This is a genomic window from Thalassospira permensis NBRC 106175 (genome assembly GCF_000714555.1).
Taxonomy (GTDB): Bacteria; Pseudomonadota; Alphaproteobacteria; order Rhodospirillales; family Thalassospiraceae; genus Thalassospira; species Thalassospira xiamenensis.
This window is the reverse complement of record NZ_AUNC01000001.1, coordinates 72484-97228: the sequence shown is the minus strand read 5'-3', so window position 1 is coordinate 97228 and position 24745 is coordinate 72484. Positions and strand designations below refer to the sequence as shown.

Genomic DNA, 24745 nt, shown 5'->3' with positions numbered 1-24745 from the left:
ACCATCAGTTCTGGGCCAACCAATTTCTGATCACACGCAATGCCTGTCCAGGATCGGTATCGACAATCCGGTTTGCAATATTGGCCTTGCGACGATCAATTTTCCCGTCGATACCGGCCACAGAAAAACTGTAAGCATCAATACCATCTCCCTCATCGTTCGGGCGATGACGGCACGGTGATGATCCCGGCTGATAACGTGGGATCGGTGCCGACGGCTTTGGCCCGGGCAGATACCCCGGATCAGAAGAAGCCTGCCCGGATGATGCAGATTTTTTTGCCATTCAGAAATTGTCTCTCCGATCCGCTCGTTCTGACAAGAAGAATCACAATTGGTGTCTTTGACGTCAAATGCCCCACGAAACGGCCCAGAACGAAATTGATCACCGAAAACTTATATGATGGCAGTACCCATATTAGGTTGTGTTAAACTTTAGTCGAATTCGCCGTTGATCGGGGCAAAAGATCATTCCTGTCCAAATGGTCGGGAAACCGGCACAGATCAAGGTCAAAACTCTTGACCTTGGCGTAACCGGGGCCCTTCAATCGCTTCATTTCACGTGGTTCAAGCGAAAACACGGCGGACCGATATGTTGTTTATCGATCCCAAAAGGTGCAAATAGGAAAATTATCCGCCTTTGCGTTGTAAAAACGAACAGCTCGCGCATCTTTAAAAGATCAGGGGAAAATCCGCTTTCAGAACTTTACCCGGAAATGGCTTTAGGATATTCACCACCTAAGAGTAGGATAATCGATACCTTTCGATAAGCATAAGAAATTCAGGGGAAGCCCGAAGTGTACAGGGTAGTGGGTTGCTTTATATCGCTGCTATTATTGCTGGCCGTGGTTTTGACCGCGCCCCGGAATAATGCATATGCAGCCGAATTCGGCGAAGCGCCGATGCTTGCCGAGATGGTGGTGAACGGCACATTGCCCCCGGCCGCAGAACGCCTGCCCAAGACCCCGATGATTGTTACCCCGACTGACAAGCTTGGCCAGTATGGCGGCACCTGGATGATGGCGCAAAATTCAGAACGCGATCACGCCCTTCTGATCAGGACGATCGGCTATGAACCGCTTCTGCGCTGGACCCCGCAATGGACAGACACGGTTCCCAACGTTGCTCTTTCGATGCAGGCCAACAGTGACGCCACGGAATTTGTCTTCCGGTTGCGTCCGGGCATGCGCTGGTCAGATGGTGCGCCTTTTACCGCCGAGGATATATCCTTCTGGTACGACGACATTTTACGCAATCCGGCTTTTGGCAATGCGACGCCTGAATGGCTGACCGCGGGCGGAAATCCGGTGCATGTTGAAAAAATCGACGAAACCACGGTCGCGTTCCGCTTCGACACGCCCTATGGGCTGTTTCCGACCTTTCTTGCCCGGCCCGAAGGTGTCGAACCGGTAAGCTATCCCGCCCATTTCCTGAGGCCCCTGCTTCCGAAATATAACAGGCACGCAGATGCCGATGCGCAAAAGCTTGGCTTCAAGGATTGGAAAGATCGCTTCCTTTCGGTGTTCGGAACGCCGGGCACCATAGACGATCCCAGTCGCTGGATGAACCCGCAGGTTCCGACCCTGAACGGCTGGAGTCTGACCGGGACATATGGCAAAGACGATCCGCTGGTTGCGGTTCGCAATCCGTTTTATTGGAAAATCGATCCGGGCGGACGTCAGTTACCCTATATTGATCGGGTTTCCTTTGATCTGGTCGGCAGCAAAGATGAAGCCGGTGACACCGCCATCACAGGCAGGGTCAATATGCAGGAACGCCATATTGGCCGCCGCGTGGACGAAATTCTTGCGGCCAATAACAATCTGCAATCCTTCACGCTGATTGAAAGCGACATGAATATCCTGACCCTGTCGCTTAATCTGAACGACAGGGACCCGGTGCTTCGCGACATATTCCAGAACAAGGAATTCCGCGTGGCCCTGTCGCATGCCATCGACCGCGACAGCATCATTGGCCGGTTCGTTCCCGGTGCCCTGCCCCATCAGGCAGCACCACGTCCCGAAAGCCCGCTATACCACACGGTTCTCGCACGCCAGTTCATTACCTATGATCCGGTACTTGCCGCAAGCCATCTGGCGAATGCCGGTTTGACACGCAAAGACGACGAAGGTTTCCTTCTGCGTCCCGATGGCAAAAGGCTGTCCTTTACCATCGATACCGAAGGCGCATCCCGCTTCGAAATGCTCTCTGCCGTTATCGATTACTGGCGTGATGTCGGCCTTGATGTGACGGCCCGCGACTTATCGCGTGATGTATTTGTCGATATGCGTGAAAAAAACAATCACCATGCCAGCGCATGGGGCGGTGATGGCGGGCTTGATGCCATGGTTCTGCCGATCAACTACCTGCCGGTATCCAGTGAATCATCCTGGTACGCCACCGGTTGGGCACAATGGTATTCCGACCCGGAAAATCCCGACGCGGTTGAGCCCCCGGCCGAGGTTATCCGTCAACTGGAACTCTATAACCAGTTGAAAGCCACCGCAGATGCAGAAAAACAGAATAAACTTATGCGCGATATTCTCGACATCAGCGCAAATCAGTTTTACGTTATAGGAATTGCCTTGCCGCCCAATCGCAAAGGGCTGGTGGCAAAGAACTTCAAGAATGTTCCCAAGGTCATCCCGGCGGCTTGGAGCTATGCCACACCGGCACCAACCAATCCATCCCAGTATTATCTTGAGAGCCAATAACAGAATTCGCCGGCAATCAGGCTGGGCCAGGGTTTAGAGGTTGGCGTGAAGAAGCTTTTTGACCGCCTGTTTGGCAGTCTGGTTTTCAAGATCGGGATCGCAATTGTCATTGTCGAAACCATACTGCTTGGCCTATTTGGTGGTTACTATGTTCAATATTTCGGTGCAGAAATTGATCGGCGGATCGCCGAACAGATCAGTGCGCCCGGTCGCCTGATTCAGGATGAACAGCTCAAGATTTCCGTCATTAGCGATCCCAAGCAGCTTGAACTGCTGTTGGGACCGCATCTTCGCGAAGCCATGGCGATAGGCTTTGATGGTACGATCTATCACGCTATGGACCCGATGCTGATCGGATCCGATATTGCCTCTGTCCCGGATTTCCCCAAAGACCGGCTTTCTGCTGATTTGCGCAGTCAGGTGCTGTTTACCACCGATGGCCCGGATGGCCGCAACATGGTCAGCATCACACCCCTGTTCAGCCTGAATGCCAACCAGCCCTTCATGTTTGCTTATTTCAAGGTCTCGACCCTCGGTCTGGAACAAAGCCAGCGACAGATGCAGTCGGTTCTGCTGATCGGCTCGGTTCTGTGCATTCTGATGACGTCGGGACTGATTTTCCTTTTCATGCAGCAAACCGTTCTGCGTCGCCTGATCACGGCAGCGCAATTTGTTTCTGAAATCCAGTTTGGAAAGCTCAGTGCCCGACTGAAACCGGCTGGTCGCGACGAAATCGGCGCGCTTGAACGTGGCCTGAACACCATGGCCGAAAGCCTGGAGCGGCGCACCAACCAGCACCAGATCGCCCAAGAGGCCCTTCGCGATAGCGAGGAACGTTTCCGCGACTTTACCCTGTCGTCCGCCGACTGGTACTGGGAAATGGGGCCGGACCTTAAAATCGCGTTTGCATCCTACAAATTCTATCAGTTGATCGAAGAACTGAACGGCTCCCCGCAGGGTCAATCCTTTGACAAACTGGGCCTCAAAGCCGAAACAGATCATAGCTGGAACAGTCTGATCAAACGGCTCGAAAGTCATCTTGCATTCCAGAATTTCGAATTTTCCTGGATGTCGCGGGACGGACAAAAACATTTCGGGCGCATCAATGGCGTCCCGGTTTTTGATCTTGATGGCTCGTTCAAGGGGTATCGTGGCACCGGTAGTGACGTCACATCACAGCACCGCGCGACCGAAGAACAGCATGCCCTGCAACGTCAGCTCGCCACGTCACAAAAACTCGAAGCCGTCGGTCAGATGGCAGGCGGCGTGGCGCATGAATTCAACAATTGCCTTGCAGGTATTCTAAGCTTTGCCGAAGTAGCTCGCGCCAAAATTGATGATCCGGAACGGGTCAAGGAATATCTGGATCACGTGATTTCCCTTGGCGAACGCGCCACCAGTGTTGCCGATCAGCTTCTGATGTTCTCGCGCCGCCGGATTGATCAGCCGACCGTCGTTCAGGTCGATACAGCCATTACCGAAATGGAAAAGCTGCTGATCACGCTGCTGGAACACCGTATTGAATTGCAAATCTGGGCCAATGATGCTCCGCTTTACACCTGCGTTGATCCGACACAGCTTTCGGCCTGCATCCTGAACCTTGCGATCAATGCCCGTGATGCGATGCCCGATGGCGGTACATTGCAGATTTCCTGCTATGGCGCGACAATCCCGCCTGCGGATGAACGCTCCCCCGATGACGAAGATGACATCTTCCCGAAGGCCGCCGCAGGCGACTATGTCGTGGTAACAGTTCAGGATACCGGCACGGGCATCCCTGCCGACATTCTTGGCAACATCTTCGAACCCTTCTTCTCGACCAAGGAACCCGGCAAGGGCACCGGGCTAGGACTGTCGATTGTTCATAGCTGGGTCGAAGAATCGAACGGCTTTATCGATGTCGAAAGCGTCGAGGGCGAAGGCACGACCTTCTCGATCTATCTGCCGCGCTCCGAAGCCGGAAAGGTCAAGGCATCCGCCTTGCAGGAAATCGACTATTTTCCGGGCAATGGCGAACGGGTTCTGATTGTTGATGATGAGCAATCCCTGCGCACGACCGCCAAGATCATCCTTGAAGATGCCGGCTTTGATGCCCTTGTGGCCCGCAGTGCCGAAGAAGCCCTACAAATCATTACCGAATCCCAGAAAACAGATCGCATTGATGTCATTCTGACCGACGTTGTGATGTCGGGACTGAGCGGACCGCAACTTGCGATCGAAGCACAACGTCAATATCCCGATCTGGCCGTCGTCTTCATGTCGGGCTATCCGGCACGCACACGCAAGGAAATGGAAAAGATGCTGGGCGACTATATCTTTGTCAAAAAACCGTTCCGCCCGGCCCAATTGCAAAAAGCCATTCACGAGGCCCTGGCCCATAAAACCGAACGCCAGCGTCTTTAGAAACCTTGTTCGATTCGTTCAAGCTCATCCAATGTTCTGGTCTTCCGCACGGCAAGCCCCCCCCGCACGCAAAAATTTTATTATTCCAGCCATAGATAACCCATTGATATAAAAAGGCTCACAAAAATGTCATCGGGTTCAAATGCCACATTGTGACAGCTGTCACTTTAAAAGTGTTAATTGAAACCTAATCTCTAAGTCAGAAGCAGCAATATCTGATTTTACAGATACTCAACTTCACGAAATTTGAGGCGAGGACACAATGGTCGGTTCAGTAGGTTCAGGACTGAGTTCAGCAGCTCAAGCCGTGAGTAACGCAATCACACCCGGAACTGGTGTATCTGCGCCGCTTGATGCGGCAATGTCTGCAACCAAGAAGGCACAAGGCCTTACCGAAATGATTGGGTCGATTATCACCGACTATCAGCCACTTGAAACCAGCGGCCCACGTGGCACCCGCGTCAATCTTCTAGCGTGATTTTTCCCTCTCGTTAGCTTCCTTGGGTGGTTTTGACCACCCCTTTTTCTGTGTGCGTCCCTGTCCACAGCGGTCCCACCCGCTACCCGCTTCAACGTCATGACAAAACCCGTTGATCATGCTAATGTTTTTGCAGTTTCAGAACGGATAAACTCATGGCAACCAACCGGATTGGCAGCAGCGCCACACAAACGGGCCTTCTTGATGCCCGATCCATGCCGCAAGGCGTGCCTTCGGGTACGCGCGGCCGTGTTGCCGCGAACATGGATCAACCTTCATCCGACAGCTTCATCGCCGCCCAACTTGCCCGTCTGCGCAATCTGATCGCTGCTGACCAGATTGACCACAACGCGCGGCGCGGGACATATCTGAACATTGTCCTTTGATCAGGCCTTATCCCGGCCTATCCTTGCCTTGTGGGATGACCAAAAACCCGGATGTAACGTTCGACCTGCCTGGGATCGCCAGAAATCTTTTCCGGATTGTCTGAAAGCTTGACCGCCGGATGACCATTGGCACTTGTCACCTTGCACACCAGTGACATCGGCTCAAGCCCTTGTTCCCCCGCCGGATCACAACCGCGAAAATCATTGGTCAGGTTCGTGCCCCAGCCAAAGCTCATACGGACCCGGCCATGGAAATGCAGATAGGTTTCGATAATCGCATCAATGTCGAGATTGTCAGAAAACACCAGAAGCTTCTCGCGCGGGTCCCTGCCATGTTCTTCCCACCATCGGATGATCTGTTCGCCACCCTCAATCGGTGGCGCACTGTCGGGGCGAAATCCGGTCCAGTCCGCCAGCCAGTCGGGCGCGCCTTCTAGGAACGCCGCCGTTCCATATGTATCGGGCAACGCGATCAGAAGATTGCCGCTGTAATGCTGGCGCCATTGCTCCAGCACCCGATAAGGCGAAGCCGCAAGTTCGTCATCATTTTTGGAAATCGCCGCTTCGACCATCGGCAATTCATGGGCATTGGTACCAATCGCCTCGATATCCGCGGTCATTGCCAGCAACACATTTGACGTGCCGATGAACCGGTTGCCGATCCCTTCTTTCAGGGCCTCGACACACCAGCGCTGCCACAAAAAACCATGCCGCCGCCGGGTGCCGAAATCGGCCAGAACAAGGTCTGGCAAATCGCGAAGCCGCTCAACCTTTTCCCAAAGCTTGGCCTTGGCACGCGCATACAGCACATCAAGTTCGAACCGCCCGCGATTGCGCAACACAGCACGCGACCGCAATTCGGTAATGATCGCAAGGGCCGGTGTTTCCCACATAGAACTATGCGTCCATGGCCCCGTAAAATGCAGTTCAAACTGCCCGTCGATCTTGCGCAGTTCATATTCCGGCAATTGGAAATCGCCAAGCCAGCGAATAAATTCCGGCTTGAACATATGGCTGCGCCCGTAAAATGTCGCCCCCCCCAGCCAGATCAGTTCCTGGCGGGTAAAACGCAGGCTGCGCGCATGGTCAAGCTGCGCGCGTAATTCGCCTTCATCGATGATATCGCCAAGCCTTATATGATGGCTGCGATTGATCAGCGAAAAGATAACCTCCACATCCGGATGTTCCTGCCAGATCGCCTGCAACATCAGAAGCTTGTAAAAATCGGTATCCAGAAGACTGCGGATGATCGGATCAAGCTTGAAATTGTGGTTATAGGTCCGTGTGGCAATATCGGTAACGGTCATGAACCACCTGTCAGATTGGCAAAGATGTTCGCTTTGACATAAGTATCAATGTCCCCCGGCGAAAGCGCCACCCCGCAAACATCCCGACCGGCAAAAAAAAGAAGCCCCGTACAAAGTACGGGGCCAGTTTGTTTGTCCGGGTGTATGGACAAGGGAGCTTGCGCAAAAGCGTGAAAAAGGGTTCACGCAGTTGCCTGGTTTTCGCTCATCGAGCGAATGGGGTTTTCCAGCTTGTCGACGATTTCTTTCGGCACGATCTGCCAGAAATTGCCGCGTTCGCGATCCCAATTGTCAAGGATGGTGCGTGCAAAACCGCTATCGGTTTCCGCAACATGCTCTTCAATCAGCGAACGACAGACTTCGTCCCAATGCTGGGTTTCAATACGCTGGTACAGGATGGAGCCATCGTTGACGACATCGCCAAAGGTGCCCTCGACGTCATAGATGAACGCCATGCCGCCGGTCATGCCAGCACCGAAGTTCTCACCAACCGCGCCAAGGATCACGGCGGTACCGCCGGTCATGTATTCACAACCGTTCGAACCACATCCTTCAACCACCACGGTTGCGCCCGAGTTACGAACGCAGAAACGTTCCCCGGCCTGACCGGCAGCAAACAGCTTGCCCGCCGTTGCACCATAAAGGATGGTGTTGCCGATAATCGTGTTTTCGTTGGTCTTAAGCGGGCTGGAAGGCCGCGGACGCAAGACGATGGTACCGCCCGAAAGACCCTTGCCGACATAATCGTTGGCATCGCCCTGAACTTCGATTTTCAATCCCTGAACCGCAAACGCGCCCAGTGACTGACCAGCAGAACCGCGCAAACGCACATGCAGATGGCCCGGTTTCAGGCCGGTCATGCCATATTTCTGCGTGATCAGCGACGAAATACGCGTCCCGATAGCACGCTGCGTGTTCTGAATGTTGTATTGCAGTTGCATCTTTTCGCCGTCTTCAAGCAATGCACGCGCATCCTTGATCATCTGGGCGTCAAGCGTATCGGGCACTTCGTTGCGCCCCTCAATCGTGCAGTAACGCTTGTGATCACCGGCATCGGCCTGTGCAAGCAGCGGGTTCAGGTCAAGGTCAACAAGGTCCTTCGCACCGCGGTGAACCTGCTGCAGCAGATCCGAACGACCGATGATTTCCTGCAGGTTGTCATAGCCAAGCTCGGCCAGGATATCCTTGACCTCTTCGGCCATGAAGGTGAACAGGTTGACCAGTTTGTCCGCCGTACCGACGAACTTGGCACGCAATGCCGGGTCCTGGGTACAAACGCCAACCGGGCAGGTGTTCGAATGGCACTGACGCACCATGATGCAGCCAAGCGCAATCAGGGATGCGGTGCCGATACCGAATTCTTCCGCGCCCAGCATCGCACCGATCACCACGTCACGGCCGGTTTTGAACCCGCCATCAACACGCAGTTTCACCTTGCTGCGCAGGTTGTTCAGCGTCAGAACCTGATTGACTTCCGAAAGGCCCATTTCCCAAGGAATACCGGCATATTTGATCGAGGTCTGCGGGCTGGCACCGGTACCGCCATCATATCCCGAAATCAGGATGACGTCGGCCTTTGCCTTTGCCACACCGGCCGCAATCGTACCGACACCCGAACGCGACACCAGCTTGACGCAAACGCGGCAACGCGGGTTGATCTGTTTCAGGTCATAGATCAGCTGCGCCAGATCTTCGATGGAATAGATATCGTGGTGCGGCGGCGGCGAAATCAGGGTCACACCCGGCGTCGCATGACGCAGTTGTGCGATTTCAACCGTGACCTTGAAGCCCGGAAGCTGACCACCTTCGCCCGGTTTTGCACCCTGGGCGACCTTGATCTGGATTTCTTCACAGTTGTTCAGATATTCGGCAGTCACACCGAAACGACCCGATGCCACCTGCTTGATCGATGAGCGTGCGTTATCCCCGTTCGAACGCGGCCGGAAACGTTCACGCGATTCACCGCCCTCGCCAGAGTTCGATTTCGCACCGATGCGGTTCATCGCAATCGCAAGCGCCTCGTGGGCCTCGGTCGAAAGCGCACCGTGGGACATGCCCGGGGTAACGAACCGTTTGCGGATTTCGGTGATGCTTTCAACCTGTTCCTGACGAACCGGTTTGCGGTCAGAACGGAAATCAAGCAAATCACGAAGATGAAGCGGTTCACGCGAACGAAGCCCCTCCGAAAACTTGCGGAAGGTATTATACGACCCCGTGGTGACGGATGACTGCAACGTGTGGATCAGCGGACCGGTCCAGACATGGCGTTCACCCGAACGGCGATATTTGTAAAGACCACCGACCGGAAGGGTCACAACATTGCCGTTAAACGCTTCCTTGTGCTGGGCAATGCAACGACGCTGGATACCCTGAAGGCCGATACCCGAAATGCGCGACGGCATGCCGGGGAAGAATTCCGCCACCAACGACCGCGACAGACCAATACTTTCAAAGTTATAGCCACCGCGATAGGAACTGATGATCGAAATGCCCATCTTGGACATGATCTTGAGCAGTCCGGCATCAATCGCCGCCTTGAAACGCTGCATGACTTCGGCCGTGCTGCCGACATTGGGGAACAGCCCGCGCGCATAACGGTCCAGTAGACCTTCCTGCGCCAGATAGGCGTTCACCGTCGTCGCACCTACACCGATCAGAACCGCAAAGTAATGCACATCCATGCATTCCGCCGAACGGACGTTAAGCGAGATATAGGTACGCAGCGACGTTTTCACGAGATAGCTGTGCACACCGCCCGTCGCCAGAACCATCGGGATTGCGGCACGCTCGGCCGAAATGCCCTCGTCGGTCAGGATGATATGAAGCGCACCGCCACGAACCGCTTCTTCGGCTTCGCGCTGGATGCGGGTGATCGCATCGCGCAGTGCCGATGCGCCGCCATTGATATCGAACGTGGTGTCGATTTCGACCGCCGTATCGCCCATATAGCCGCGCATTGCGTCATATTCGGCATTGGTCAGAACCGGGCTTTCAAGCTGCAGCAGGTCGCACTGGCTTTCATCCTCGTCAAGGATGTTGCCAAGGTTGCCAAGCCGCGTTTTCAGGCTCATGACGCGGGCTTCGCGCAAAGAGTCAATCGGCGGGTTGGTCACCTGCGAAAAGTTCTGACGGAAGAAGTGATGCAAACCGCGATACCGATCCGAGAGAATCGCAAGCGGGGTATCATCCCCCATCGAGCCAATGGCTTCCTTGCCGTCTTCCCCCATAGGATGCAGGATCAGTTCAAGGTCTTCGTGCGTAAGCCCCATTGCCTTCTGCAAGCGCAGAAGCGCTTCCTTGCCAAGGCGCGCGGGTTCGGTGTGCTCCGGCGAAATCAGGTCATCAAGCACCTTGGTGCGACCCACCCATTTCGACCAGTCACGACGGTTCGCAAGCTTATCCTTAAGCTCGCTGTCATGGTACAGCTTGCCTTCCTCAAGGTTGATGGCAATCATCTGCCCTGGGCCAAGCCGCCCTTTTTCAAGGCAGCTTTCCTCGTCGATATGCACCATGCCTGCTTCGGAACCGGCAATCAGAAGACCATTGCCAGTGACGGCATAACGCAGCGGACGAAGACCATTGCGGTCGGTACCACCCATCAGCCACTTGCCGCCATAAGCTGCCAGTGCCGCCGGGCCGTCCCACGGTTCCATCACCGCGTTGCAATAGGCATAAAGGTTTTTATAGCTGTCCGGCGTCGATGCCTTTTTCGACCAGGCTTCGGGGACCATCATGGTTTTCACCATCGGCAGGTCACGACCGGCACGCACCATCAGTTCGAACACGGCATCAAGGGCGGCCGAGTCCGACGACCCCGGCTGAATGACCGGTTTCAGATCTTCGATGGTGTCGGAAAAGGCCTCGTGCGCCATGCGGGCTTCGTGGCTTTTCATCCAGTTGACGTTACCGCGCAGCGTGTTGATCTCGCCGTTATGGGCCAGAACACGGAACGGCTGCGCCAACGGCCAGCTCGGGAAGGTGTTGGTCGAATAACGCTGATGATAGACGCAGAAATTCGAAACGAACCGCTCGTCACGCAAATCCGGATAGAAAATATCTACCTGCTCGGCAAGGAACATGCCCTTGTAGATGATCGAACGGCACGACATCGAACAGATATAGAAATCCTTGATCGCTTCGGACAGGACCGCTTTCTCGACACGACGACGGATGGTGTAGAGATCGACCTCGAACTGGTCTTCATCAACGTCACCCCGCGCACCGATCAGAACCTGTTCGATTTCAGGCCGCGTCTGGTTGGCTTTTTCACCGATAACCGAAACATCCACCGGAACCTGACGCCAGCCAAGAATGCCGTAACCCTGTTTCAGGATTTCGGTTTCAACGATGGCACGGCACCGTTCCTGTGCCGACATATCGATACGCGGCAGGAATACCTGACCAACCGCAATCAGGCTTTCCGGCGCTTCCTGATTGATAACCTTCAGATACGCCTTAAAGAAATCCTGCGGGATTTGCAGGTGAATGCCCGCGCCATCGCCGGTTTTGCCGTCGGCATCAACGGCACCACGATGCCAGATCGCCTTAAGCGCTTCGATACCGGCTTCAACCACCTCGCGACGCGGCTTGCCATCAATCGCACCGACAAGACCCACACCACAGTTGGCATGTTCTTCGGCCGGGTCATACATACCGTTTACCGACAGATGTTCGGCATTCTTTTCAAAACGGGCGATCTCTTGCGCGCCACGGTCATGAATAATCTTGTTCATAACTCTCTCTCCTAATGCGGCAGCGGGCTTAAGCAGCAGCTTCTTTGCGCGCCAGCAGATATTCATCGATCCGGTCAGCCGCATCGCGACCATCACGGATGGCCCAAACCACCAGAGACGCACCGCGCGCAATATCACCGGCGGCAAAAACGCCATCCAGATTGGTCATCATCGAGCGGAAATCGATTTTAACCGTGCCCCAGCGCGACACACCCAGTTCCGGCGCATCAAACAGGGTCGGCAGGTCTTCCGGCTCAAAACCAAGTGCCAGAATGACCATGTCGGCATCCATGGTGTAGTTCGAACCTTCGATCAGTTCCGGGCTCTGGCGGCCACCGGCATCCGGGGCACCAAGGCGCATCTTGACCGCACGCACACCGGTCACCTTGTCGTCGCCAACAAAGGCTTCCGGGTTGGTCAGCCAGACAAACTCAACGCCTTCTTCCTCGGCATTGGCCACTTCGCGCTGGGACCCCGGCATATTCGCACGGTCACGGCGATAAAGACATTTGACCGATTTCGCACCTTGACGGATCGCGGTACGGACACAGTCCATGGCCGTATCGCCACCGCCAATAACCACAACGTTTTTGTCTTTGGCATTCAGCGTGCCATCGTCATAGGCGGCAACCGTGTCGCCAAGGCCGATGCGGTTCGACGTCGTCAGATATTCAAGCGCCGGATAGATATTGCCAAGACCAACACCGGGCAGCTTCAGATCGCGGGACTTGTAAACACCCGTGGCGATCAGAACGCTGTCATGTTTGCGGCGCAGTTCATCAAGCGTCGCGTCGCGGCCAACCTCGAATTCGGTGTGCATGACGACACCACCTTCTTCAAGCAGCTTCACCCGGCGTTCAACGATATGTTTTTCAAGCTTGAAGCCCGGAATACCGTAAACCAGCAACCCGCCCATGCGGTCATAGCGGTCATAGATATGGACTTCGTATCCTTTAAGGCGCAGTTGTTCCGCCGCCGCCATGCCTGCCGGACCACCACCGATGATCCCGACCGACATACCGTTTTCCTGCGTCGGCTTGGGTGCCTTGACCCAGCCATTCGCAAAGGCGGTATCGGTAATGTATTTCTCGACCGACCCAATCGTGACTGCACCGTGCGTTGACTGTTCGATCACGCAATTGCCTTCGCACAGGCGATCCTGCGGGCAGATGCGGCCGGTCACTTCGGGCATGTTGTTGGTGGCCGCCGAAATGGCATAGGCTTCTTCCATGCGACCTTCGGTCGTCAGGCGCAGCCAGTCCGGGATGTTATTATACAAAGGACAATGGGCCTGACAGAACGGCACGCCACATTGCGAGCAGCGCGCAGACTGATCCGCCGCGGCTTCTGTCTCGAAACCTTCGTAAATTTCATTGAAGTCCGTGCGACGCTCGGATGCTTCTCTCTTGTGCGGATATTTTTGTTCAAGATGAACAAACTTCAGCATCTTTTCTGTCATAGCGGCCCTCTAAAAGGGTTTTATGTTGCGGGTTGGCTTTTGTATACGCGCCGGTTTTGCAAGAATCCAGCACAAAATGCATGATAGGTCAACATTGCTGACCATTATATCCCCAAATAAAATCAGGATATCGGGAATTTCGGGATTTAAAGCGCTGAAAGAAAGTTTCATTAGTACCACAATGGTACTATTAATGCATTTCGTCTGTTTGCGCTAAGCTGCTATAAGCGGTGAGTTTTTGCCGATAACAGCGATCGAGGCCGGGGTGACGTTACAACATATAATTCTTCTGGCGGTCATCCAGGGGATCACGGAATTCCTGCCCATCAGTTCATCGGGTCACCTGATCCTGACCCCCGCCCTGACAGGCGCAGCAGATCAGGGTTTGTTGGTAGATGTTGCCGTTCATGTCGGTACACTGGCCGCCGTCCTGATCTATTTCTGGCGCGATGTTTTCGCGATGATCGGCGGATTCTTCTTCCTTTTGTCCGGTCGGATCAACCCCGGGGCCCGACTCGCTCTGCACATCATCCTTGCCACCATCCCGGTTGTCGCGGTCGGATTCTATCTGAAGGTCTCCGGAATCGAAGAACAGATGCGCTCGGTCGAAATCATTGCATGGACCACACTTGTATTTGGCATCGTGCTTTGGATTGCCGACAAGATCGGCATGACGATCAACCGGCTTGAACATATGCGTTGGGGCGGGGCGCTGTTCATCGGCCTTGCACAGGTTATTGCCCTCATTCCCGGCACCAGCCGTTCGGGCATCACCATGACGGCCGCACGCCTGATGGGCTATGAACGCGCCGATGCCGCACAGTTTTCCATGCTGCTGTCGATTCCGGTTATTCTGGGCGCGGGTCTTCTGGCGGGGATTGACCTGCAACAGTCCGGTGACATGGCCCTGACCATGGATGTCCTTCTCGCGGCGGGCCTGTCCTTCATTACCGCCCTGATTGCCATTGCCATGCTGATGAGCTGGCTTAAACGCTCCACCTTCACGCCGTTCGCAATCTATCGCATCCTTCTGGGCGGCGGTTTGCTGGTGTGGATCTATGGCTATGGCGGCGGTCCGATCCCGTTCCTTGGGTAAAACCGCAACTGACCATGTGATTGACGATGACAACCCGAATGTTTCTGCGTCCGCTTGATCCTGTTGCTGACGGTGCGGCTCTCCACGCTATTTTTGGTGATCCGGAATGCTGCACATGGCTTCCCGAACCGGCCTTTGCATCGGTCGCGGATACCATCGCAAAGCTCAAAGACTGGAACAGCGGCTTTGAAAAAACGTCATGGGTGGTCGCTGCGTCGCCCGATGGCCCGGCCCTTGGCCGCATCGCCCTTTATAATACCGGCGATGATCCTGACGTGTGGGAAGCTGCCTGCATGATTTCCCCTGCGGCACGCGGGCAAAACCATGCCGCCCGTGCCCTGTCCCATGCAGTTGGGTATCTGTTTGAAACGACAAGCGCACGTCGCGTTTTTGCCGATATAGATCCGGATAACATTGCATCAATCCGGGTATTTGAAAAACTGGGCTTTACCCGCGAAGGTCTGCTTCGCGGGACCTGGAACACCCATATCGGCATTCGGGATTCGGTGATCTTTGGATTGATGAAAACAGATCCGATGCCCGATATCGGCCCGGCCCCCGTCGTGATGATATGAATCCGGTCCGACAACACGACCGGAAGGCATCAATCCTGCCAGATCGGCCCACCCGAAAGAATGACTTGCGCGCGCGCCGGGTCTTCCGGTGCATAACCGCTATCTTCGGCAAAACGCACTAAAAACGGCTCATGCGACATTAAAAAGTCAATCGCACCCAGTTGGACTTCATTGCTGGTAATACCGGCTTTCAGGTCATCAAGCCCCATACCGGTCTGCGCAAAAAGCCCCTCCAGCAACTCGTCATCACCTGCAATATGCGCGATTGCCCGAATGGCAAGCGTTTCTGCTGCTTCCTTGTTCATCGTCCATCTGCCCTTTGCCGCAAGACCTGTTTATTGACCAAAAGCACTAGCTGAACCACTTGGCCTTGGCCAACGCACGCCAGACAACCAGCCCGGCAATCACGATCAGAACCGTGCCGATCATACCGAAATTCTGCCCAAGCAACACGACAAGCCCCCAGAACCCGATAGTACCAAACCCGACAGCAAGTGCGAGGAACGCCGATTTTGTAAGGCTATCCTGATTTTTCTGGGCGGCTTCGGCGCGTTTGAGTTCGTCAACAATCTCGTACCAGGCAATCTGTTGCCAGCGGGAATATTTAAGGCCCTTGCGCGGACCTTTGCGCAGGAACTCGTCAAGCAGCTTGACGATATTGTTCGCGCGCTCCTCGGGTACGACATATTTGCCGAACCGCTCTTTCTTGCGCGGGCCCTCGTCTTCACTATCGATATCGTTCACCCAACCACTCCGAAAGCTGCCCGTTTTCAGGCCATGTCATCGGTCATAAGCGTTTCTGATTTATATCCGGTAAATCAGAAACGCCATGATGACGATCACACAGCACTTTATGTCCCGCAATGGATTGCAGGAAAAAGATCACGGCAGAAACCAGACGGTTGGAAATGTCCAGGCTCAGGCAACAACCATTGCGGTAATTGCAATCACGCCAAATGCAAGAAGATGGATCATCATTTTCTCCTGTTGCTAGGGACATTCGTCCCGGTCAAACGTATGCATCTTACGTTTGTTCCTGATCCCTAATCTGCAAAACAGGTAATTTGATGGCGCAATTCCGCGCCAAAAACGGTGATCAAACAATTGTGGCTGGGGATATGGTGCGGGCGGCCGGACTTGAACCGGCAAGGTCTTTAAGGACCGGCGGATTTTAAGTCCGCTGCGTATACCAATTTCGCCACGCCCGCAAAGCGCTTACAAGGTTGGTGTCCAACCGGCAGAACAGGGTTCTAGCGCGGCTTTAAAAACGGCGCAATACCGGAATGCCTGATTTTATCAATCCGTAAAAGCCGAAATCCGATGCCATCGCACAAAAGCGAATGCGGCATTGCGACAGAATTGCCTGTCTTTCACCATATTACCCCCATTTTTCTGCGACACGGTTGCAAGGATCCCATCGGAATCAAACAGGCGTACCGGTTGACCGTGAAGAGGCGCAGCTACATTTCACTGGCTATCTCAGCATGTCTGGCACTTGCCATGCTTGGCCTTTTGCTGCGTCACGAAATCGTCCCGAATGCCAATGCCGAAGATGACGGCTCCGGTCGCCCCGACGCCCCGATTTTGCGCAGCGAAACACTGAACCGCGCCGCCAACCAGCAACGCCATATCGACCGCCTGTATGACAAGATGGAAAATGACCTGCTGGGCAGCACCATCGGCCCCCTGTTTCTTGACGATTCTGTTCCCGCGCCCGAACAGCCGCCCAATGCCCTTGCGCTTGGCACCGGGAATGCGACCACGATTGAAACCTTTGGCGGGCGCTCGGCACTGGCATCCATCGCCAAGAAACTGGATTTCGATACCGCAAATGGCACCTTCCCCAACCAGACCCGCCGCGGTGCCTCCCCGATCAGCCTTTGGGTCCATGGCAGCCAGACCGACATCGAAAACAGGGTTACCGAGACCGGCTATAACCCGAACCTCAGCGGCGACGTCATTTCAATCGATACCGGGGTCGATTATCTGGTGGATGACAGCCTGATCATCGGGCTTGGCGTTGGCTGGGGCAGCACGCTCAGCGAGGCCGCCGCCCGTCAGGTACTGTATCGGGAAAACAACGTGACCTTTTCCCCCTATTTCGTGTCGCGCATGACCGAATGGCTTAACATTCGTGGCAGTGTGGGGATGGGCACAAGTACCATCACCCAGTCCGCCATTGATGGCGGCCCGGATGATCTCAGTTACGCCGAAAATCTTGAAAGTTCGACACTATCAAGCTCGATCGGTTTTGGCACCGAATACGACCTTGGTTTTCTGCCCGTCACCGTAAGCCTTGATGGCGACATCATCACCGCCCGCGAAGAATTTGAAAGCGCACGCGGTGCCGACGGGTCACTGATCCCCGCCCGAACAGCCCTGACCCAGCTTTTCGACAGCACCGCCGAGGCCCGCTACAACCTCGTGCTGGGTGATCATCGCCTTGTGCCCTTCGCCGGACAGGATCAGACCATCACCCTGATGAACCAGGGATACGGTCGATCCACCAATCGCCGCTACTTTGCCGGGAGCGAATATGCCTATGACCCGTGGAATTTCGGTTTATCACTCGAAGGATTCCGCGAATTTGCCCCCAATACCGATCCCTTGGAAGGTGTTCGCTCGGAACTCAGCCTCAGTTCCGAACTCCCCTATGGCTACGGTATTCTAAGCCCCTATGTGACAAGTGAAAATACCAGTACCTATTCACAGCTGGGCGGCGGCATCACCCATGACTGGGGTGGCATTCCCGGCCAGATGAGCCTCGAAGTACAGCGCAAACTGACCTTTGCGACCGAACACAACAACCTGTCAGGGCTGATGACAATCCATTTCGATTTCTGATGCTTTCCCATGCGCCCCCCCATCTTGTGTCTTGGCGTAATAGTGCTGTGCGGTTAGGGTGCACAAAGAATTGAAACCGCCAAGACCAGCAGGTTCGCGCCATGACCCGATCCGATCGCGATGCGCCCGATACGTCCGACGCGCCCAACGCGCCCACCGCGACAGATACACTGACCCCGCCGGTGTTTGATCGCACCTTTCAAAAACAGTTCATCGATCTGTTGTTATGGCGGCGTGACGTGCGGCGTTTTCGCACCGACCCGATCCCCGGGGACGATATTGACGACCTGATCAAGGAAGCCTGCCTTGCACCATCTGTTGGCAACTGTCAGCCATGGCGCTTTGTAAAGGTCAACGATCCCGACCGCCGCAAAGCCATCCGCGACAGTTTCGAACGCGCCAATCAGCAGGCGCTTAACGACTATCACGGCGAACGTGCCAGACTTTATGCGTCGCTGAAATTGCAGGGCATGGATCAGGCCCCCATACAGCTCGCCGTTTTCGCCGACGAGGAAACCGAGGCGGGCATGGGACTGGGCCGCAAAACCATGCCCGAAATGCTCGATTATTCCGCCGTCGCCGCCGTACAGCTTTTGTGGCTGGCCGCGCGCGTCAAGGGCATCGGGGTCGGCTGGGTTTCGATCCTTGAACCCGAAACCGTTCTCAAAACGCTAGACGTTCCGTCGCACTGGCGTCTGATCGCCTATCTGTGCATCGGCTATCCCGAAGAAGACCACGTCGTTCCCGAACTCGTCCGCGAAGGCTGGCAGGATCGCATCGATCCGGCTGCCCTGACGCTTGAACGCTAACCAAATTCGATCACCAAAGGAAACCCCGATGTCCGCCGACAAAGGCCAACCGACCAATCCCGAACAACCCGCCAAGAAAAGCCTGCCGAACGGTCACTATTTCAAGATCATGGGCTATCTGCTGACTGCGGCATGGGTCGGCTACATTCTGGCGATTTCCGGGGGCGATACCACGCACCCGATGTTTGATTATATCTTTGTCGTTCCGCTGGCATTCTGGATTGGCGGCATGATCATCGGCAAAATCCTGCGCGCGCGCAGTGGTGCAGATCGGCCCTAGAGCCTTTTTATTCGCCCCTGCCGTCATTGCGGTCATTCCGGTGGCTTTTGCGTTCGTCCTCATAACGGTCGTTATCGGAAAAACCGCCCAGATTCATGATCCCGATGCCAAGACTGATGCCGCCAAACGTGATGAACAACCCGAAAAACAGCAACATGATAAAGATCGGCGCATCGCGTGATGCCATGGCAAGGCTGTAAATCCCGCCAATATCAAAAAACAGCACCAAGGCACCAAAAACCAGCGCCCCGAACCCGCCATAGGCGGTATGTTCAATCATGAATTTGACAATCGACCGGGCTTCGCGCGCAGCCCGGCTGTTGCGAATTTCATCCGTTTCCTTCGGGTCACCTGTCATACCGGTCCCTCCAACGCCCCCTCAAACGATTGTCATAGCCGCAATGATAGCCCCGCCAAAATGATCAATTGCAATCCGCACGTTACGAAACGGCACCACTATCTTCGATAATCTCGCGGCCCAGCTCAATGATCACCGCGCGAATGCGCTCTGATGCAAGGTCAACATCCTTGGCCTCTTCGCCCCGCACCACAAGCGTCGTGCCCAGCTTCCCCTCGCGCAGGAACGGATAGGACCCGATATCGGTATCGGGGAAATCATGCTGGATCTCGCCCAGCACCTTGGCAATCGCGCCTTCCGGGATATAACCGCCAACCGATCGCGATACCATTGGTCGCCCGCCGGTCAGCTGATGTTTGATCCCCTGGAACATCGCCTGCATGATCATCGGCACACCGGCCATGACATAGACATTTTCCATCCGGAACCCTGGTGCCTTGGAAACCGGGTTATCAATCAGCTCCGCCCCCACCGGAATATGCGCCATGCGCAGCCGCGCCTCGTTCAGGTCGGCAGGGTTCTCATAATGGCTTTTCAGCAATTCATGCGCTTGCGGGTTCAGTTCGATCTCGACCCCGAACGCACGCGCCACACAGGACGATGTAATATCATCATGGGTCGGACCTATGCCGCCCGTGGTAAAGACATAGTCGAACTTTGCCCGGCATTCATTGACCGTCTCGATGATCGTGGTTTCGATATCGGGAATTACCCGCGTTTCTGCCAGGCGAATGCCAAGCTTGTTCAGCTCCTCCGCCAGATAAGGCAGATTCTTGTCATGGGTCCGTCCCGACAGGATTTCATTGCCGATAATGATCAGACAGGCCCGAACCGCTTCAGACATCACAACCTCGCAAACTTGAACTCAGTATTCAAATACGACCGCCAAGAGGGGTCGGATCGTCACAGAAAATCGCGCAACATCGCCACCAGCGGCACATCGGCAGGCGGCATCGGATAATCACCCAACCGGATCGGGCGCACCCATTTTACCTGCTGGCCTTCCATCGGGGTGATTTCCCCTTTCCAGACCCGACACAGATAAAGCGGCATCATCAGATGGAAATCATCATAGGTAAATGACGCAAAGGTAAAAGGTGCCAGACAGCTTTCAGTAATATCAATGCCAAGCTCTTCCTTAAGCTCACGCACCAATGCCATCTCCGGCGTCTCGCCGGCCTCGACCTTGCCGCCGGGAAATTCCCAAAGCCCCGCCATGGATTTGCCTTCGGGGCGTTGCGCAATCAAGACACGATGATCGGCATCCACCAGCGCCACCGCACTGACAAACACCGTTTTTTCGGGGATTTTTCCCTGCCGCAAGTCCACCGACATGCAGCCTCTTTCTGGATTTTGAATGGTCATGCGATTGTTTTATCCTGCATGGCGGCTTTCGCCAAGAGATGCATTTGACGGATACCCGCCCCTTCCCGATCCGGGTTAAAACGGCAATATCCTTTGCGTCATATTTCCCTGAAATAAAAAAAGAACCCGATAGCGGGCTATCGCGTACAACAGTCAAAATCAAATCAATAATATCTGTTTTACGGTGACAATGCGCGTATTCAAACTGACGGCAAATGCCCTGATCGCGGCCCTGTTTCTCGCCGGTTGCGATAAGCTCGCCGCATTCAATCACCTTCAGGCTGGCGACTATCAGCCGACCGTTGCCGATCTGCGATATGGCGATGCGAATCGCCAGAAACTTGATCTTTATCTGCCTGCTGATCGCACAAAACCGGCCCCGTTGATCGTCTGGTTTTATGGCGGATCATGGGATTCGGGCGATAAGGCAAAATACGCTTTCGTCGCCAAACGCTTTACCGAAATGGGCTATGCCGTCGCCATCCCCGATTACCGGCTGGTGCCTGAAATCCGTTTCCCGGAATTCATCAAGGACGGCGCAAAAGCCCTCGCCTTTCTGAAACAGTACCGCCAGGAACATCCAAACCGCATCACCGCAACCCCGATGATATTGGCCGGTCATTCCGCTGGTGCCTATAACGCGGTTCAACTGGTGGCCGATCAATCCTATCTGGCATCCGTGGGGATGTCGGCCAACGACATTGCCGGGATCATCGGGCTTTCCGGACCCTATGATTTCTATCCCTACGACGTCAAGGCAACCCAAATCGCCTTTGGCGATACCCCCGCCGCCCAAAGCCAGCCGGTCGAGCAGGATTTATCCCACATGCCGCCGATGCTTCTGATCACCGGCAACCGCGATCACACGGTCTATCCCCGAAATTCCCGCCGATTGGCCGAACTCGCCCCGGATACGAAACTCGTGATCATCAAGGATACCGGCCACGCCGGAACTCTGATTGCTCTTGGGAGCGTCCTGACCGAAAACCGGGCAGTACTGGACCCTGTTGGGGAATTTCTCGACACACGGATCGTAAAACCAGCGCCTTCAAAATCGGAACCGTAATCTGCCCCCCCAAAAAAACAAAACGCGCCGATGGTAAACAGCGCGTTTTGTCTATCAAGTTCCGATTAAGGCAGCTTTACGCCAGCTGACCGTGGCAATGCTTGTACTTTTTGCCTGATCCACACGGGCAGGCGGCATTGCGTGCAACACGGCCCCAGGTCGATGGATCGTTCGGATCAACATTACCCGATGCAGCCCGCGAATGGACCGTTGCGCTGTCACCACCCTCACCTGCCATGGCTTCGGGTTCCGGGTGATTTTCGTGCATTTCCTGCGGCGCACGGCGCGGCTCAAGGTCTTCGGGGCGGGGTGTCGATTGCAATTCAACATGTGACAGCATCTGGGTCACGCGTTCGCGCAATGTCACCAGCATGCCTTCAAACAGGTTGAACGCCTCGCGCTTGAACTCGTTTAACGGATCGCGCTGGCCATAAGCACGAAGCCCGATGCCCTGACGCAGGTGATCAAGGGCGAGAAGATGCTCTTTCCATGTCTGATCAAGCAGCTGAAGCACAAGGCTCTTTTCAACCTGGCGCATGATATCGGCACCATAATTGGCAACCTTGGCCGCCATCTTGCTCTCGACCGCCTGCTCGATCCGCTCGCGCATGACCTCAACATCAATACCTTCTTCCTTGACCCACTCGGCCACCGGAAGATCAAGACCGAACAGACGTGTGCATTCTTCATGCAGGCTGGCAGCTTCCCACTGTTCCGGATAAACCTTTTCCGGGCAGTATTTGGTCACAAGGTCTTCGACAACCTCGCTGCGCATATCCGCCACATCTTCGGCAACATTCTTGGCCTGCATCAGATCGCGGCGCTGTTCATAAATGACCTTGCGCTGGTCATTCATCACATCATCGAATTTCAGTACGTTCTTACGAATATCGAAGTTACGCGCCTCGACCTTCTGCTGTGCCTTTTCAAGCGCCTTGTTGATCCACGGATGATAGATCGCCTCGCCTTCCTGAAGGCCAAGCTTCTGAAGCATCCCGTCCATGCGCTCGGACCCGAAAATACGCATCAGGTCATCTTCAAGCGACAGGAAGAATTTCGATCCCCCCGGGTCACCCTGACGGCCAGAACGACCGCGAAGCTGGTTATCAACGCGGCGCGATTCATGGCGCTCGGTACCGATCACAAACAGGCCACCGGCATCAAGAACCTTCTGCTGATCGGCTTTGACTTCGGCCTTGATCCGCTCGATCCCCTCGGCGCGCTTTGCGTCGTCTTCGATATTGGCAAGCTCGATCTCGGCACGCATTTCAACGTTGCCACCAAGCTTGATGTCAGTACCACGACCGGCCATGTTGGTGGCAATCGTGATCGCGCCCGGCGCACCGGCCTGTGCCACGATGAACGCTTCGCGCTCATGCTGCTTGGCGTTCAAGACCTCGTGCGGGACTTTTCGTTCTTTCAGCAACGCGCCAAGAATTTCCGACTTTTCAATCGACACCGTGCCGACAAGGGCAGGCTGGCCGCGCTTGTGGCAATCTTCCAGAAGATCGGCAATCGCGTTCCATTTTTCCTTGGCCGTCCGATAAATTTCATCATCGGCGTCTTTACGGGCAATCGGGCGATGGGTCGGGATTTCGACAACCTGAAGATTGTAGATTTCCTCGAATTCCTCGGCCTCGGTCATTGCCGTACCGGTCATGCCCGCAAGGGTCGGATAAAGACGGAAATAGTTCTGGAAGGTGATCGATGCCAAGGTCTGGTTTTCGTTCTGGATCTTGACCTTTTCCTTGGCTTCCAGCGCCTGATGCAAACCGTCCGAATACCGGCGGCCTTCCATCATGCGGCCGGTGAATTCGTCAATGATCACGACCTTGTCGTCCTTGACGATGTAATCGGTATCCTTCTGGAACAGCTTGTGCGCCTTAAGCGCCTGATTGACGTGATGCACCAGATGCACGTTGGCAACGTCATAAAGCGTGCCTTCGGTCAGGATGCCCATCTGCTGCAAAAGCTGCTCGGCATTCTCGGTGCCATCTTCGGTCAGGGTAACGGCACGTGCCTTTTCATCCTTCTCGTAATCATCCTCGGTCAGTTTCGGGATCAGCGCATCAATCGCGCGATACAACTCCGAACTGTCTTCGGCCGGGCCGGAAATGATCAGCGGCGTCCGTGCTTCGTCAATCAGGATGCTGTCAACTTCATCGACAATGGCAAAGTTGAACGGGCGCTGCACCATGTCTTCAAGGCGGAACTTCATGTTATCGCGCAGATAATCAAAGCCCAGCTCGTTATTGGTCGCATAGGTGATATCGCATGCATAGGCCGCACGCCGCTGGTCATCGGTCATGCCATGCATGATCACGCCAACAGAAAGCCCCAGGAAGCCGTAAACCTGCCCCATCCATTCCGCGTCACGACGCGCAAGGTAATCGTTGACCGTCACAACATGGACGCCCTTGCCTTCGATCGCGTTCAGATAAACCGGAAGCGTCGAAACAAGCGTTTTACCTTCACCGGTTTTCATCTCGGCAATCTTGCCAAGTGTCAGAACCATGCCGCCCATCAGCTGCACATCGTAATGACGTTCGCCGCGGACACGCTTGGCAGCCTCGCGAACGGTGGCAAATGCGTCAGGAAGAATATCCTTCAGAGTCTCGCCCTTGGACAGACGTTCGCGCAGCCAATCGGTACGGGCGCGCAGTTCGTCGTCACTAAGCTTCTCGACTTCGGGTTCCAGGGCATTGACTTGCTCGACCGTGGCCCGCAGGGCTTTGACTTCACGATCGTTAGCTGAACCGAAAATTTTCCGGGCAATTACGCCGAGCATTAAAACGTTCCTGAACAAATGAAAAAACAGTTATGGGGCAACGGCTATATACCGAGGCCCGATCACAGATAGAACCCTGTCTGCCAT

20 protein-coding genes and 1 tRNA gene are annotated in these 24745 nt (G+C 55.0%); 10 read left to right on the top strand and 11 right to left on the bottom strand.

Features of this window, described 5'->3' with window-relative positions; genetic code table 11:
- Positions 1-4: 4 nt before the first annotated feature.
- On the bottom strand, positions 5-283 hold the full coding sequence (locus SMB34_RS00335) for a hypothetical protein (protein ID WP_037987045.1): 279 nt from the start codon (positions 281-283) through the stop codon (positions 5-7).
- A gap of 616 nt (positions 284-899) precedes the next feature.
- Between SMB34_RS00335 and SMB34_RS00330 the strand changes: the two genes are divergently transcribed.
- The 4 genes from SMB34_RS00330 (at position 900) to SMB34_RS00320 (ending at position 5978) form a co-directional block, all read left to right on the top strand.
- Complete coding sequence (locus SMB34_RS00330) at positions 900-2711, top strand: ABC transporter substrate-binding protein (protein ID WP_240478709.1); 1812 nt, start codon at positions 900-902, stop codon at positions 2709-2711.
- A gap of 45 nt (positions 2712-2756) precedes the next feature.
- Positions 2757-5114, top strand: a complete 2358-nt coding sequence (locus SMB34_RS00325) for an ATP-binding protein (RefSeq protein ID WP_007091669.1) — start codon at positions 2757-2759, stop codon at positions 5112-5114.
- A 307-nt stretch (positions 5115-5421) separates the two neighbouring features.
- Positions 5422-5592 (top strand): hypothetical protein, encoded by a 171-nt coding sequence (locus tag SMB34_RS20985; protein ID WP_156962614.1) that lies wholly within the window; start codon positions 5422-5424, stop codon positions 5590-5592.
- 155 nt (positions 5593-5747) lie between these two features.
- Positions 5748-5978 carry a hypothetical protein gene (locus tag SMB34_RS00320; RefSeq protein WP_007091670.1) on the top strand — a complete coding sequence of 77 codons (231 nt, stop codon included), beginning with the start codon at positions 5748-5750 and terminating at the stop codon, positions 5976-5978.
- Positions 5979-5995: 17 nt separating this feature from the next.
- On the opposite strand, the gene pncB is transcribed toward SMB34_RS00320, so the two are convergent.
- From pncB to SMB34_RS00305, 3 genes are all read right to left on the bottom strand, one after another.
- Positions 5996-7285 (bottom strand): nicotinate phosphoribosyltransferase, encoded by a 1290-nt coding sequence (pncB, locus tag SMB34_RS00315; RefSeq protein WP_037987042.1) that lies wholly within the window; start codon positions 7283-7285, stop codon positions 5996-5998.
- 182 nt (positions 7286-7467) lie between these two features.
- Positions 7468-12018 (bottom strand): glutamate synthase large subunit, encoded by a 4551-nt coding sequence (gene gltB / locus SMB34_RS00310; protein WP_037987038.1) that lies wholly within the window; start codon positions 12016-12018, stop codon positions 7468-7470.
- Positions 12019-12046: 28 nt separating this feature from the next.
- On the bottom strand, positions 12047-13477 hold the full coding sequence (locus SMB34_RS00305; RefSeq protein WP_007091673.1) for an NAD(P)-dependent oxidoreductase: 1431 nt from the start codon (positions 13475-13477) through the stop codon (positions 12047-12049).
- 265 nt (positions 13478-13742) lie between these two features.
- On the opposite strand from SMB34_RS00305, the gene SMB34_RS00300 reads away from it, so the two are divergent.
- Both SMB34_RS00300 and SMB34_RS00295 read left to right on the top strand, forming a co-directional pair.
- Positions 13743-14573: an undecaprenyl-diphosphate phosphatase gene (locus SMB34_RS00300; protein ID WP_037987449.1), complete on the top strand. Its 831-nt coding sequence runs from the start codon at positions 13743-13745 to the stop codon at positions 14571-14573.
- 38 nt (positions 14574-14611) lie between these two features.
- Positions 14612-15148: a GNAT family N-acetyltransferase gene (locus tag SMB34_RS00295; RefSeq protein WP_037987036.1), complete on the top strand. Its 537-nt coding sequence runs from the start codon at positions 14612-14614 to the stop codon at positions 15146-15148.
- Positions 15149-15177: 29 nt separating this feature from the next.
- Here the strand turns inward: SMB34_RS00295 and SMB34_RS00290 are convergent, their stop codons facing one another.
- From SMB34_RS00290 to SMB34_RS00280, 3 genes are all read right to left on the bottom strand, one after another.
- Positions 15178-15453: a DUF3572 domain-containing protein gene (locus tag SMB34_RS00290; protein ID WP_037987034.1), complete on the bottom strand. Its 276-nt coding sequence runs from the start codon at positions 15451-15453 to the stop codon at positions 15178-15180.
- A gap of 46 nt (positions 15454-15499) precedes the next feature.
- On the bottom strand, positions 15500-15892 hold the full coding sequence (locus tag SMB34_RS00285) for a hypothetical protein (RefSeq protein WP_007091677.1): 393 nt from the start codon (positions 15890-15892) through the stop codon (positions 15500-15502).
- Positions 15893-16267: 375 nt separating this feature from the next.
- A tRNA-Leu gene (locus SMB34_RS00280) sits at positions 16268-16356 on the bottom strand.
- Positions 16357-16594: 238 nt separating this feature from the next.
- On the opposite strand from SMB34_RS00280, the gene SMB34_RS00275 reads away from it, so the two are divergent.
- From SMB34_RS00275 to SMB34_RS00265, 3 genes are all read left to right on the top strand, one after another.
- Positions 16595-17992, top strand: a complete 1398-nt coding sequence (locus SMB34_RS00275; protein ID WP_240478708.1) for a hypothetical protein — start codon at positions 16595-16597, stop codon at positions 17990-17992.
- Between the two features lie 101 nt (positions 17993-18093).
- Positions 18094-18801: a 5,6-dimethylbenzimidazole synthase gene (gene bluB / locus SMB34_RS00270; protein ID WP_084716426.1), complete on the top strand. Its 708-nt coding sequence runs from the start codon at positions 18094-18096 to the stop codon at positions 18799-18801.
- 28 nt (positions 18802-18829) lie between these two features.
- Entirely contained in the window at positions 18830-19081 is a 252-nt protein-coding gene (locus SMB34_RS00265; RefSeq protein WP_007091680.1) for a hypothetical protein, read from the top strand.
- Positions 19082-19088: 7 nt separating this feature from the next.
- On the opposite strand, the gene SMB34_RS00260 is transcribed toward SMB34_RS00265, so the two are convergent.
- The 3 genes from SMB34_RS00260 to mutT all read right to left on the bottom strand — a co-directional run bounded on the left by SMB34_RS00260 (position 19089) and on the right by mutT (position 20774).
- Complete coding sequence (locus SMB34_RS00260; protein ID WP_007091681.1) at positions 19089-19439, bottom strand: hypothetical protein; 351 nt, start codon at positions 19437-19439, stop codon at positions 19089-19091.
- 82 nt (positions 19440-19521) lie between these two features.
- Positions 19522-20283, bottom strand: coding sequence for a competence/damage-inducible protein A (locus tag SMB34_RS00255; protein ID WP_037987030.1), 762 nt, complete (start codon positions 20281-20283; stop codon positions 19522-19524).
- 59 nt (positions 20284-20342) lie between these two features.
- Complete coding sequence (gene mutT, locus SMB34_RS00250) at positions 20343-20774, bottom strand: 8-oxo-dGTP diphosphatase MutT (RefSeq protein WP_007091683.1); 432 nt, start codon at positions 20772-20774, stop codon at positions 20343-20345.
- Positions 20775-20994: 220 nt separating this feature from the next.
- On the opposite strand from mutT, the gene SMB34_RS00245 reads away from it, so the two are divergent.
- On the top strand, positions 20995-21870 hold the full coding sequence (locus SMB34_RS00245; protein WP_037987027.1) for an alpha/beta hydrolase: 876 nt from the start codon (positions 20995-20997) through the stop codon (positions 21868-21870).
- Positions 21871-21946: 76 nt separating this feature from the next.
- Here SMB34_RS00245 and secA read toward each other — a convergent pair whose 3' ends face one another.
- Positions 21947-24658, bottom strand: coding sequence for a preprotein translocase subunit SecA (gene secA / locus SMB34_RS00240; RefSeq protein WP_037987025.1), 2712 nt, complete (start codon positions 24656-24658; stop codon positions 21947-21949).
- Between the last annotated feature and the right edge of the window lie 87 nt (positions 24659-24745).